The sequence below is a fragment of the Gardnerella sp. DNF01180P genome (assembly GCF_049244205.1).
GTDB classification, from domain to species: Bacteria; Actinomycetota; Actinomycetes; order Actinomycetales; family Bifidobacteriaceae; genus Bifidobacterium; species Bifidobacterium swidsinskii.
Genome location: NZ_CP058386.1, coordinates 211,962 through 225,526, shown reverse-complemented (window position 1 = coordinate 225,526; position 13,565 = coordinate 211,962). Strand labels below are relative to the sequence as shown.

Annotated in this window: 11 protein-coding genes; 4 read left to right on the top strand and 7 right to left on the bottom strand. The window is 41.1% G+C overall.

Annotated elements, in window-relative coordinates:
• Window positions 1-223 precede the first annotated feature (223 nt).
• On the top strand, window positions 224-1,237 hold the full coding sequence (locus HXT40_RS00945; RefSeq protein WP_033888411.1) for a LacI family DNA-binding transcriptional regulator: 1,014 nt from the start codon (window positions 224-226) through the stop codon (window positions 1,235-1,237).
• A gap of 154 nt (window positions 1,238-1,391) precedes the next feature.
• Here the strand turns inward: HXT40_RS00945 and HXT40_RS00940 are convergent, their stop codons facing one another.
• The 3 genes from HXT40_RS00940 to HXT40_RS00930 all read right to left on the bottom strand — a co-directional run bounded on the left by HXT40_RS00940 (window position 1,392) and on the right by HXT40_RS00930 (window position 5,317).
• A complete protein-coding gene (locus HXT40_RS00940) occupies window positions 1,392-2,732 on the bottom strand; it encodes an ABC transporter substrate-binding protein (protein WP_004108164.1) in 1,341 nt (446 codons plus the stop codon).
• Between the two features lie 272 nt (window positions 2,733-3,004).
• On the bottom strand, window positions 3,005-4,420 hold the full coding sequence (locus tag HXT40_RS00935; protein ID WP_102703479.1) for an ABC transporter substrate-binding protein: 1,416 nt from the start codon (window positions 4,418-4,420) through the stop codon (window positions 3,005-3,007).
• A gap of 186 nt (window positions 4,421-4,606) precedes the next feature.
• Window positions 4,607-5,317, bottom strand: coding sequence for a histidine phosphatase family protein (locus HXT40_RS00930; protein WP_421777328.1), 711 nt, complete (start codon window positions 5,315-5,317; stop codon window positions 4,607-4,609).
• Window positions 5,318-5,486: 169 nt separating this feature from the next.
• Between HXT40_RS00930 and HXT40_RS00925 the strand changes: the two genes are divergently transcribed.
• A complete protein-coding gene (locus HXT40_RS00925) occupies window positions 5,487-5,942 on the top strand; it encodes a DUF4235 domain-containing protein (RefSeq protein ID WP_004108175.1) in 456 nt (151 codons plus the stop codon).
• A gap of 66 nt (window positions 5,943-6,008) precedes the next feature.
• Complete coding sequence (locus HXT40_RS00920) at window positions 6,009-6,791, top strand: nitroreductase family protein (RefSeq protein ID WP_004108178.1); 783 nt, start codon at window positions 6,009-6,011, stop codon at window positions 6,789-6,791.
• A gap of 35 nt (window positions 6,792-6,826) precedes the next feature.
• On the opposite strand, the gene HXT40_RS00915 is transcribed toward HXT40_RS00920, so the two are convergent.
• On the bottom strand, window positions 6,827-7,084 hold the full coding sequence (locus HXT40_RS00915; RefSeq protein ID WP_076003106.1) for a hypothetical protein: 258 nt from the start codon (window positions 7,082-7,084) through the stop codon (window positions 6,827-6,829).
• A gap of 48 nt (window positions 7,085-7,132) precedes the next feature.
• Window positions 7,133-9,169 (bottom strand): cation:proton antiporter, encoded by a 2,037-nt coding sequence (locus HXT40_RS00910; RefSeq protein WP_421777258.1) that lies wholly within the window; start codon window positions 9,167-9,169, stop codon window positions 7,133-7,135.
• A gap of 283 nt (window positions 9,170-9,452) precedes the next feature.
• Here HXT40_RS00910 and HXT40_RS00905 point away from each other — a divergent pair, with 283 nt between their 5' ends.
• Entirely contained in the window at window positions 9,453-10,979 is a 1,527-nt protein-coding gene (locus HXT40_RS00905) for an aminotransferase class I/II-fold pyridoxal phosphate-dependent enzyme (RefSeq protein WP_421777257.1), read from the top strand.
• Between the two features lie 115 nt (window positions 10,980-11,094).
• Here HXT40_RS00905 and HXT40_RS00900 read toward each other — a convergent pair whose 3' ends face one another.
• Window positions 11,095-12,153, bottom strand: a complete 1,059-nt coding sequence (locus tag HXT40_RS00900) for a LacI family DNA-binding transcriptional regulator (protein WP_076003108.1) — start codon at window positions 12,151-12,153, stop codon at window positions 11,095-11,097.
• Between the two features lie 29 nt (window positions 12,154-12,182).
• A complete protein-coding gene (locus HXT40_RS00895) occupies window positions 12,183-13,562 on the bottom strand; it encodes a glycoside hydrolase family 13 protein (RefSeq protein ID WP_076003109.1) in 1,380 nt (459 codons plus the stop codon).
• Between the last annotated feature and the right edge of the window lie 3 nt (window positions 13,563-13,565).

Genomic DNA, 13,565 nt, shown 5'->3' with positions numbered 1-13,565 from the left:
TGAATTAGCTATGTCAAACGTTGTCATTTTCGATATGTCACTTCAAACAAATATCAGAATTTAGTTTTAAAAAAATTGCTTATTATCGTTGGCATTCCAGCAAAATTTGCTAGAATAGAAATGTCTGCAAACGTTTGTTTGTTTCGAACTATAAAAGTTCGCACTAAACAATTAAACACAAGGCTGTGCTACACGTTTGTTATACGCGAATAAAGGAGTTCACATGTCGGCAAATATTCAAGATGTAGCGAATAAAGCTCATGTGTCAGTTTCTACTGTGTCGCGTTCATTTACACGACCGAACTTAGTATCTGCATCCACTCGCAATAAAGTATTGGCCATTGCCGAACAATTGAATTTTTCTATTTCGAAATCTGCAGCAGCACTAAAATCTGGTAAAACCTTGCGCATCGCTTTATTGATTAGCGATCAAATTCGTCTATGGTTTTCTGCATCTATTATTCAAGGATTGAATCAAGTATTCCACACAGCTGGATATGATTTGTCTATTTTTCAGATTTCCAGCAGTAAAGAGCGTAGTGAATTTTTCACAATGCTCCCAACTAGACGTAATGCTGACGCCGTTGTTGTGTGCTCCTTTGACGTAAATACCAACGAAATCGCACAACTTAAATCAACAGGCGTGCCAATTGTTGGCATAAACTGCTTATATCCACAAAAATGCGATTTTGACGCGACTATCAATATTGACGATGACCAAGGTGCAAGACTTATGGCACGCCACTTAATCGGTTTAGGGCATCGCAATATTGCATATGTGCGCACAACTCGTGACGTTTCACTACATTTCAGCGTATTGCAACGTTACCATTCTTTTATTGATGAATGCCAAAATAGCGGGATCACACCTACAGAAATTGTGGCACCTGCTAATTCTGATCGCATAAGTGCCATAGTTTCTATGCTTCTTGGAAGTTCAATTATGCCAACAGCAATTGCATGCCAAGAAGATGGTATTGCAATACCGCTTATGTTTCAGCTTGCACGCAGCGGGTATTCTACTCCAAAAGATGTGTCAATTATTGGTTTTGACGATAGTTTTTACGCGCATGAAACTGGCTTAACTACTATTAGACAGGATCCAGTTGATATTGCTTCTACTGCGGCAAATATCACGCTTGCGCTTATAAACGCAGAGAAAGTTGAAGATCAGTATCGCATTGTTCCAGCGCAACTTATTGTGCGTTCAAGCACAGCTGCATTATTAAAAGAATAGACCTTTTATAGTTTTCTAGAAAATATCGAAATAACAAAATATCGAAATAACAAAATCCGCTAGGACTTAGCACTGTGATGTGCCAGTATCCTAGCGGATTTTCTTACGTCACCTTTGCTTGCTTACGTCAGCAGGTGTAACGTCTGTTTGTTTATTAGTCATCTTCGTGAGCTTGAGAATATTCTTTAGCCCAACCATCCACAAACGCTGTCTTAACCTTATCCCACTTGCCAGTGCCCTGAGCGTACTCAAGCAAAGCAGAGCCGAGGTCGTTCTTCCAGTTATCAGATGGCATTACGGTGAAGTTCCAGCTTACTGGAGTCTTACCAGACTTAGCATCTTCAACAGCTGCCTGAGTCAATGGGTTGTCAGACTTGATATCTGCGAAGCTCTTGAATGGAGTAGTGAAGCCCATCTTCTTAGACAAAGCATCCTTACCAGCATCGGAAGTAAGCAACCACTTCAAGAAGTCCTTAGTTGCCTTCTTGTTAGCGTCAGACGTCTTCTCGTTGATGCACCAATAGTTCTCAGAACCAGTTGCCAAGCCTTGCTTCTCTTCGCCCTTAGCACCAATATAAATTGGAAGCATACCAAGGTCTTCAGCCTTCATACCAGCCTTGGAGAGGTCACCCCAAGCCCAAGTACCATTCTGGTAGAACACAGCTTTACCCTGGGAGAACTCAGCATTAGCATCTTCACCAGTCTTGGAACCAATCTTTGTTGCTGGTGTAGTGGAATCAGTAATGTAAAGATCGAAAATCTTCTTATAACCGTCAAGGAAGCTACCCTTTACCTTTGCAGGCTGCTTGGTAACATGATCTTCCTTGAACTCATAGTACAAAGGAAGATTTGCAAGGTGGGTCTTAAAACGCCAATCAGAGCTGGAATCAAAACCAGCAGAAGTAAAGGCGCCTTCAACGCCAAGATCTGACTTGTGCTTTTGAATATCATCTGCAACAGCCTTCAACTTATCGAAGGAGTTGATTTCTTCAGCAGACTTTACCTTAGCATCCTTAAGCTCGGTGTACTTCTTAAGCAAAGCCTTGTTGTAAATCAAGCCGTAGGTTTCCATTGCATATGGAATACCAACAACCTTATCTCCATCCTTCAAAGCAATATCCTTGTTCTGAAGTTGGCTATAAAGCTCAGTATCCTTCAAATCAGCAGTGTAATCCTTCCAGCTTGCGTAACCAACTGGACCGTTGATCTGGAAGAGTGTAGGAGCTTCATTACCCTTGCTGATTTCACTCTTCAAAGACTGCTCATAAGTTCCGGAAGCAGCAGTTTGAACCTTAACTTCAACACCTGTTTTCTTGGTGTATGCCTTAGCTACTTCCTTCCACTGATCTGCAGCTTCTGGCTTAAAGTTCAAGAAGTAAACCTTACCTTTAGCAGAGCTGTCACTTGAGGAGGATCCGCAAGCTGCAAGCGCGCCAAAAGCCATTGCCGAGCAAGCTACCAGTGCAATTGTTGATTTAATTGTACGATTCATCATCGAACCTTTCTCCTATGCCGACAATCCCGTCATTGGACTGCCACACCTCTAGGTGTCCTTATCGACAATATTTATTATGCCTCAACTGCTGCAATATTGCAAACGATAGCATAAGTAAATTGACGCGTGTCATTATAAAAACACCACCCACTAATATATTCGATAAAATTAGCACGTATTTTTGGCAATAATTAAAGGGATTGCACAACAATTTAGCAAACGATTGTGCAACCCCTTGAGGATTATAGTTCAAAACAAATTATTTAATTAAACTAACTCTGCCCATGAGCAATCTTATATTCCTTAGCCCAGCCATCAACAAACGCGGATTTAAGAGTAGCCCATGCCTTATTAGCGCCAATAGAAGTCATACCGTCTTTTGTTGCTTGAGCGTATGTAAGCAAATCAGAGCCAACATCGTCTTTCCAACCGTTAGATGGCATAGTAACAAACACCCACTTAACAGGCAATTTGCCAGGCTTAGCAGTGTAATCAACAGCAGCCTGAACTAGAGGATTTTCTGCTTTAGGGAAACCTTTGAAAGGAGCAGCAAAGCCCATTTTATTAGCTAAAGCATCCTTACCATAATTTGTAGTAAGTAACCAATTAAGGAAGGCATTAGTTGCTTCCTGATTCCGCCTTGAAGCCTTTTTATTAATGCACCAATAATTTTCCGAACCGGTAGCCATGCCTTGTTTCTCTTCGCCCTTAGCACCAATATAAATTGGTAGCATGCCAACATCGTCAGGCTTTATGCCAGCTTTTGAAAGATCACCCCAAGCCCAAGTACCATTCTGGTAGAACACAGCTTTACCAAGAGCAAACTCATAAACAGCATCCTCGCCAGTTTTAGCACTTAACTGGCTTACAGGAGTTGTGGAATCAGAAATATAAAGGTCAAAAATCTTCCTGAAATTATCAACATAGTCGTAATTAATTGACTGAGGCTGACCATTAACGTTATTCTTAACGAATTGATAATACAAAGGCATATTTGCAAGATGCGTCTTAAAACGCCAGTCGGAGCTTAAATCAAAACCTGCGGACGCAAAAGCACCGTCAATACCAAGCTCATCCTTGCGCTTTTGCAAATCGTCTGCAACAGCCTTCAACGCAGCGAAATTAGTTATTTGATCTTCAAAAGATTTGCCGTTTTCTTCTGGCTGCAACTTTGCATCTTTAAGATCCGCATACCTAGCAAGCAAAGCCTTGTTGTAAATCAAGCCGTAATTTTCAGTAACATATGGCACAGCAACCGGCTTACCGTTATCCATAAAAGCAAGATTTTTATTGCTAAGTTGCGTATAAAGAGGGGAATTAGTTAAATCAGCAGTGTAATCCTTCCAGTTAGCATAGCCAACGGGACCGTTAATCTGGAATAACGTAGGCATGCTATCTGGATTATCTTTATATTTCTCAACTTCGGTTTTAAGTCTCTTTTCATACTGACCGCCAGTTGGCGTAACTATGCTTACTGTAACACCAGTCTGTTTTGTGTATTCTTTAGCAACTTCTTCCCACATAGCAGTAGCTTCAGGCTTCAAGTTGAAGAAAATAACCTTCCCATTAGCAGACCTATCGGCATTTGCGCCAAAAGACTGAGAAAAACCAAAAGCAGTAAACGCACAAGCCGCCAAAACAGCGCAAACCACTAGCGCAATAATCGACTTAACCGAACGACTCATCATCGAACCTTTCCATATACTGCTAATCTCTTACGAACTAACTAATTACTGCTATTGAATACTATTTAAATCACCGTAGTGAACTAATATTACAGCAAACGCAAGACTCAAATATATAAATATCTTTGCAAAAAATTTGCGCAAATCGCACTAAAATATATGGAAATATCTGAAATTTTAAACCGTATTTCAACAATTCCAATGCACAATTACATTGTCGCCTTTATACGTGCCCAACACAGAATAATGCGCGGTATCCATACGAAGAAGTCGCGCAAAATCTGGGTTTACTCCAAGCCAGCGCGCAGTAAGAATACGCAACACATGAGCATGCGCAACAACAAGCACGTCCTTACCTAATCTCAATTTAGGCATTGCCATATCAATAATCTTTTGAGTACGATCCGAAACCTCTTGCAAGCTTTCTCCAGAAGTCCTGTGCACATCCACTGTCTCTCCACTAGGAAGCACTTCTTTAGCATCACTAACCATGTGAGAAGGAAGAACTTTAGGACCATGTTTCCACACATCCCACGCCTCAACTCCACTTAGTTTAGAAATATCAGCGCGCGTGCGACCCTCAGCAGCACCATAATCCCACTCCAGCGCGCTATCACAAATTGTATACGAAGCAAATCCAGCAAACTGAGCTGTTTGCTGCGCGCGACGAAGCGGGCTTACAAGCACACAATCCTCATCAAAACCTTTTGTGAACACACACTGCAATCTAGCACCAGCCTCTTTTGCTTGCTCAACACCAACTTCAGTAAGAGGCAAATCCGTGCGCCCAGTATGCTGACCAGACACACTCCAAGCGGTTTGACCGTGACGAAGTAACACCAAGCAACCCTGCTTCGAGCATTCTTTCTGAGAGGATTCTTTAGTGCCGTTATTTTGCATAGTCTTCACATTCCTCACCAGCGCCATGTACACACATCGCACTGGACGCCTAGCAGCACGATTGCTTTACGTAAGCATTTCTTAACTTGCAGCCACTTTGCCGCAAATCAAGATTACTGTTCCATGGTACCGCCAAAATTGGTATTTCGTTACCACTAACATAGAAAATATGACGCAATTATCATCGGCTAATACTAAAACTCAACGAAACCATCGTGCGACTCAAGCTACCGTACAACGACTGAATGCAGCGAATCGTAAGATTGATGCGCTTCGCGAGCGCCGATTAAAAAATCCAAATACTTTAGGAGATTCGTTGCTTAAAGCCGCACTTCCGTCTTTTGCAACGTTTATAGCTGGGCAGATTGCGCACTTAATATGGGAAAAACATGTTGATACTAGAAAAATCAATTTAAACTCTAATAATCGTCCTAACAATCTTTCTAAAGAAAAAATCACACAAAAGCAACGTGTTAAGCAAGAAGAACCATTGCTAATGTCTCTTGGGTTTGCAGTATTTTCTGCGATTCTTACTACGCTTGTTGGTCGCTTAGTAAGTCACGGAACCTTGTCTTATGTTGCGCGAAGGCAAAGAAAGCGACAGTTTCGAAAAAATAAATTCTAATTTTGAACAAATGAAACTAAATGCAGAAATAATCGAAGAATAAGGAAAGTAAGGAATAAGAATAACGTGCAAAACTTACGTCACAACGAAACTATTGATACTCTACTGAACCGCCGATCTATTCGCGCTTTTTGCAACGAAGCAATTGACGAAGATACAGTCGCGACTCTTGAAACCGTGGCTCAACGCGCTGCTTGCAGCCAGTTTTTGAACGACTGGTCAGCGATTAAAATTACGAATAGCTCAATTAAGCAGAAGCTTTCCGAAATTGGCAATCAAACATATATTGCTACAGCTCCGCTGTTGTACGTTTTTATTATTGACCAGCACAGAAACGCTGCAATTGCACAAAAAAATGGCATCGATACAGGCAGCGACGAATTTATGCTTAAAACTCGTTACCGCTTTACTCAAGCTCAAAACGACGTCATTTTGGCACTTCACACCATGGAAACTGCCGCGGAATCTTTGGGTCTTGGTTGCGTAATCCTCGGTTCAATTTTGAACAGTAGAACTCAGCTTATTGATATTTTGAATTTGCCTGAATACACGTATCCCGTGCTCGGCTTGGCAATTGGTAAGCCTGCACAAAATCCGGAATTAAAGCCGCGCATGAGTACTAGCATGCAGATTTTTGAAAACACTTACCCTGCTGACGATGCTGAATTACTAGAGAATCTTGCCGATTTCGACAATCGCGTGCATCAATATTACGATTTGCGAAATACTAGCAGACCGGTTGACGCTTTCAGCGCGCAAATTCTTGCTATAGCAGCAGACGATATTGCCAAAAAACACGAAGCAGAAGATGTTGAGCAGGTTGCAAGGCAAGGTTTTAATGTCGCATAAGATTTAACACCGTTTTAATTTAGTGCCGTTTTAACTTAACGCCGTCTTGGCTTGTACCCGCGCTTTCTAGATTTAGGCTTCGTGCTTGCGGATGGCGAGCGCATATCGGAATACATGCGATTTACCGGGTTTTTATGTGTCAAATGCCAGCAACCACAATATTCACAAGCATAAACCCATAACTGTGTTCCACGCTCTCGCAAACTTTGCTCCGCTGCCATAAGAGCCTGCCCTTTATTCTTGTACATGATTTTTTGGGTAGATTCGCAGCGTCTCGGAGTAAAGAAATACATAGCTTTTATGGTAGCAAACCGCTTAACAGTTTATGATACGTCCAATAATTACATATCCACGTTAGCATCAACGTTCATAACGTACACGTTATTGCGCAATTGCCGCTCTTGCATTCGCGTAATATCCCCATCTTCGTACATGTCATGAATTATACGTAACTCTATTGCGTAACTTTCACGCTTTACTTCTTCAATATTTTCGATTAAACGCACGCTCAAGCTCACATTAGGTCTAGAACGCAACAATCGTTCAACACTCCTGTACTCGCGCAAAAGTGCAGAACAGTACTCAGCTGCGTATTCCTGATTGCTCATGACATTATATAGTCGTTCAATAACGTGCTGAATAACTTCAATATGCAACTGACGAATATGCACAAAAATAACGTCTTCTTGTAAGAGTGGAGCTGTTCTGCGAATCATATTACTTACTCGCATTATGACTGTTCCAATACGACGCTGTAATGCTCTTAACCTTCCGCGAACATGCCACATGAGGGTTCCCAACTGCCTATCAGTGTGAATGTGACGTAAAGAATTCATAATTTGATCCAACAGACGCTCACAAGCTTCAACCTCCAGCAATTCCTGTTTCGATAAAGAACAAGCTTGCTTCAGCTTACGCAAACGCTGCTTAATATAATCTTTTTCCCAGTTAAGAGTTTCAATGCGCAAATCCAAATATTCTTTGGAGTCTCTATGCCCAATATTTTGCTTTAAACGTTCAATTCGTTCGGTATAAGAGTCAACAACAGACAATACTGCACGACGATTTTCGTTAGTAATACTAGAGGTTAATTCTTCAACCGTACGTCTAAGCACTTCAATGGCAATAGGAGTAACTTCCTCAAGTTCAGTATCGTTCTTTTTGGGAGAAATCATGGGTAACAAGAAGTTCGCCATAAGTAGCGTAACCACGATCACTACTCCCGATATAAAAATAAGTTCATTCCTAAGTGGAAACTTCACCGGTAATGTGAACATTAACGCTAAAGTTAAGGTTCCTTTTGCTCCACCTAAAGTCATAATTACAGCAGATTTTAATCCGCCTGTTAATTGGAATTGAGAAGATCTTGCGATGCGAACCATGGTGACCATCCATAAGAACCTCATGCCAACAACCGCAAGCAACGTTACAGCAATAATAGCCACAAGCAACAGGTTATTAACACCATAATCATTCCAACTTGAACTTACAACTTTTGGCAAAGCAATGCCAAGAAGAACAAAAACTGCACCATTCAGCCCAAACGAAAGAACACTCCACACGCTATTGGCAACAATATTAGTGCGCGAAACATTCGGACCTACTCCAGAACGATCAAATCTTGCTAGTACTCCTGCGGTAACTAACGCTAGCATTCCAGAAGCGCCAACACCTTCAGCACCCATGTAGAGCAGGAACGGCAAAAATAGTTCCATTAATATTCTTGTTTTTGTAGTTTCCCAACCTAAAGATCTAATCTTTTCAAAAAGCCAGTTTGCAGCTAATCCTACAAATACGCCAATTGCAATTCCACCAAAGAATTTTGATGCAAAACTGCTTAGTGCTGGCGTGATATCGAAAACACCAGACGCAGCAACAAGAACTGCAAACTGGAAGCCTACGATTCCGGACGCATCATTAAACAGTGATTCACCCTGTAGTACGCTAAATTGTTTGTCAGTAAGCGATACTTCATGACTTAACGCACTTACTGCCACAGCGTCAGTCGGTCCCAAAGCTGCCCCTAACACAGCTGCAGCGGCAATCGGTATAAATGACCATATTGCAGGTAAAAGCACAGCAACTGCGACCATAGTTGCCAGTACTAAACCAACAGCAAGAGTTGCTGAGTATTTAAATGAAGACAATAACGCTAACTTATTTATCTCACGCGATTCAAAATAAATTAAAGGCGCAACAATTACGATCATAAAAAGCTCTGGATCGAGAGTAACGTTTGGGAAGAAAGGCAGTTCTGAAGCTATAACACCCATGGTTATCTGCACAAGCGGCACTGAAACTCTCGGTATAAAACGTTCCAAGAATGATGACAGCACTACAACCGCCATGATGTACAGAATTAGCTCAAAAACTGGCATACTATTATAACTTCCTCTATTTATTTACCTTATTTTTCAGCTTATCGAAACATGGCAACTAATATAAAATCTATTGAAATGCAAAATAATTTAAAAATAAAGAGGAACTTGTTCAAAAGTTCAATATAAATTCAAAATAAATTCAATTTTTACTTTGCAAAATACAAATTTGCGCGTAAAATCATCACTAAAAATATAAATAGTTCAATTTAATACTTATATTTTGAACTTTGCTATAAACTTGTTCAATTTATAAATGCCGATTTTACAAGAAAGACAGATTATGGCACAGAATTTTGCTGATGAGCTTAAAAAAGCTATGAAGCGTAAGGGGTACAAGCAGATTGACGTAATCGAGCTTGCAGCAAAAAACGGTCATAAGCTTGGCAAAAGCCAGTTAAGCCAGTATTTAAGCGGCAAAACCGAGCCTCGCAAAGACGTACGTAACATGCTAGCTGAAATTCTTGGAATCAGCAGCGACGGAATCAAAGGCGGTCATTCTTGTGCAAAAATCGAGCAAAACTGCCAGTCTGCAGAAGAACCACAATTAAATCAGCCACAGCTTACAGAAGCTGAACTTTCCCAAACACTCAAACATAGAACCTTCAACAAATCAACCAAACTCGAGCACGTGCTTTATGACGTTCGCGGCCCAGTTGTTGAAGAAGCAAACCGCATGGAAGCGAACGGAACGCATATTCTAAAGCTCAACATTGGAAATCCTGCGCCTTTCGGATTCCGCGCTCCAGACGAAGTGATTTACGACATGCAACAGCAGCTTATTGACTGCGAAGGCTACTCGGATAGTCGTGGACTTTTCTCCGCTCGCAAGGCGATTATGCAATACGATCAGCTTAAGGGCATTCCAGGCGTGCAAATGGAAGATATTTACACTGGAAACGGAGTTTCCGAGCTGATTAATCTTTCTATGCAAGCGCTGCTTGATTGCGGCGACGAGATTCTTATCCCAAGCCCGGACTATCCTCTGTGGACTGCGTGCGCGAGCCTGGCCGGCGGCACTCCTGTGCACTACATGTGTGACGAAAAGTCGCATTGGTACCCAGATATTGCCGATATTCACTCTAAAATCACGCCTCGCACTAAAGCAATCGTGATTATTAACCCAAATAATCCTACGGGTGTGCTGTATAGTCGCGAAGTTTTGGAAGAGATTGTTAAGATTGCGCGCGAGTTTAATTTGATTATTTTTGCAGACGAGATTTACGACCGTCTTGTTATGGACGGCAAGAAACATATTTCGATTGCTTCTCTTGCTCCAGACGTGTTCTGCGTAACTTTTAGCGGACTTTCTAAGTCGCATATGATTGCTGGCTTCCGTATTGGTTGGATGAGTCTTTCGGGAGATAAATCCAAGGCTCGCGACTACATTATGGGACTTAACATGCTGTCTAATATGCGCTTGTGCTCTAACGTTCCTGCGCAGTCAATTATTCAGACTGCTTTGGGCGGATACCAGAGCGTTGAAAAGTATTTGGAACCAGGCGGACGCGTGTATGAGCAGCGCGAGTATTGCTATAACGCGCTTCAAGAGATGGATGGCGTAAGCGTTGAGCGACCAGACGCTGCTTTCTACATGTTTGTAAAGCTCGATCCAAGTCGATACAACATTCACGACGATGAACAGTTTGCTCTTGATTTGCTACGCAATCAGAAGTTGCTGATTGTGCACGGCAAAGGCTTTAATTGGCAGACTCCGGGCTACTTCCGCGTAGTCTACTTGCCGCGCTTGCAAACGCTTCGTGACGCAATGGGCAAACTCTCTAACTTCCTCTCCTACTATCGCCAGTAGAAAAAATAATTTTTATATAAACAAAAAAATTATGCATATAGTGCCACGCTAAAAAAACTTAACGTGGCACTATATTTTTCATAGGAGGAAGGAATCAAAGTATTTACTACGCAGCCTATTCTCTTATAGATGCTGCTGGGCCAATTGACTCACGCAGCAGCACAGTAATAGGTAGACATACGTGACGGGATGATGCTCGTTCATACCCAGCATTCAAAGTCTCTACTATATATTCAGCAGCTAAACGTCCTTTAGTTGTAACAGGCTGTTTAACTGTTGTCAACGGTGGATTACTACATGCAGACTCATCTAGATCATCAAAACCTGTAACAGAAATATCACGTGGGATTTGCAAACCAAACTGTCTAGCAGCATCCATTACTCCAAACGCAATAACATCACTAAAACAGATGAATGCAGTTGGCAATACAGAATTATTTTGTTTTATTTGCGCAAAAGCTTCTTTTCCTCCAGTACGAGTACATGGCACTTCAATAACATTTTTCTTATCGACCAGTGGGGCTATTCCATTCTCTTCTAAAGCAGAAATCACACCATCAATACGGCGACGAATTGTTCCATGCCAAGAAAGATACCCATCATCATTGCCTGATTCTGGAGAAATCACCACAAAATTGCGATGGCCCAATGAAATAAGATGCTCAGTTAATTCCTTCATAGCGCGCGTCTCATCAATATTGATACTTGGAGCCTGACTATGCACCTCACTGTCAACAATAACAAATGGCTTTCCTTGCTGCATAAGAGCTTCAACTTCACCACGATCTTCTTCTAAACCAGTTACTATAAAACCGTCAACTGCAGCATAAGGAATTGCTTTTAACATAGAATTACGAAGTGGAGGCACTAAAAGAAGCGTCAGTCCCTCTCGCTCACAGATTTGCCCAATACCTTGAATAAATTCCGAATAGTATGGATTTTCTAGCACTCGCCCTAATTGCTGTGGTAGTAACAATCCCAAACTATTTGTCTTTTGAGTTCGCAGCATATAAGCAACAGGATTACGCACATATCCTAGTTCCTTTGCAACTGAAAATATGTGTTCTACAGTTTCTGATGATAAGCGATCAGGAGTATTATACGCAAAGGAGACAGCAGATTTAGAGACACGCGCTGCATCAGCAATATCCTGCATTGTAATTTTCTTTCCCATGTCTCACACTTCTTACTTCTACATTATTTTTACTGTTGAGCTTGCAATACAATCATAGAATTATCTTTATTGGGGCGCCAACTATTTCCAACAGTTACACCATTTATAATTCGCCAATTATGATTTTGCAATTGTTGAGGTAGCTTCGATGAATTATATTCTACCAAATTATTACGTGAAATAATCATCAAAAGAGATTCTTCCTTATGCTCTCGAGAAATAATGACAGTATCTTCGTCAACAGCGTAACAACTTTGCGTGCCTCTTCGCAACGCAATATGATCACGCCGCAATGCATTTAATTGAACAATTGTACGGAATATTTCAGCATTTGCATCAAGACTATCCCACTGCATACCAGAACGACACCCTGGATCATTATCGCCAACCATACCAAGCTCATCACCGTAATAAATCATTGGAGCACCTTCGCAGGCAAACATGCAATAGTACGCGGTTATGCAATCCTCAGTATTATTTTGATGCGCAGTTAAAACACGCTCAGTATCGTGGCTACCCAACAAATTCATCATTCCATGGTGATATCCATACGGTATGCGCTCCTGCAAACGGTTAATACCGTCAACAAAATCGTATGCATTGAATCGCTTTGTCGCAGTAAAACCTAAAACTAAATCACGCAGAGTATAATTCATTGTGCTATCAGTAGTGTCTCCTTGCAACCATTGAGCAGGGTCTCTCCACTCTTCAGCTATCAAACATAATTCCGAATTTTTTGCTTTAACAACTTGCCTAAAGTCCTGCCAAAATTCTGGATAAATAAAATATGGAACATCAAGACGATAACCATCGATACCTTGATCGATCCAATATCTTGCAACATTAAAATGATGCTCACGCACCTTTGGATTAAACACATTCCACTTCGGTAGATATTCACAACCAGAACAGGTTTTATAATTAGGCACAGGCAATGACTTAACTGGAAAGTTTTTCACTGAAAAATAATTCACATATTCTGAATTCTCTTCATTTTTAACAACATCTTGAAACATCCAATGAGTTTTACCACAATGATTTAAAACTGCATCTAGTACTATACGTATATTCCGCTTATGCGCTTCATCTACTAATGTATGGAAATCTTCAAGAGTTCCTAAAAGTGGATCGATTTTAAAATAATCGTTTGCATCATAACGATGATTTGTTGCAGCAGAAAAAATTGGATTCAAATAGAGCGCATTGCAACCTAAATCATGAATATAATCAAGTTTTTCTGTAATTCCAGCAATATTACCACCTAAGAAATTCTCACGCGTAGGCTCAGCATCCCATGGATCAAGCGGCACATGACCCTCAGTTAGCATACCGTAGCCTTCACAACGATGGAAACGATCAGGAAAAATCTGATAGAATCTTGCATCAGGCAACCACTGTGGTATAGACATAAT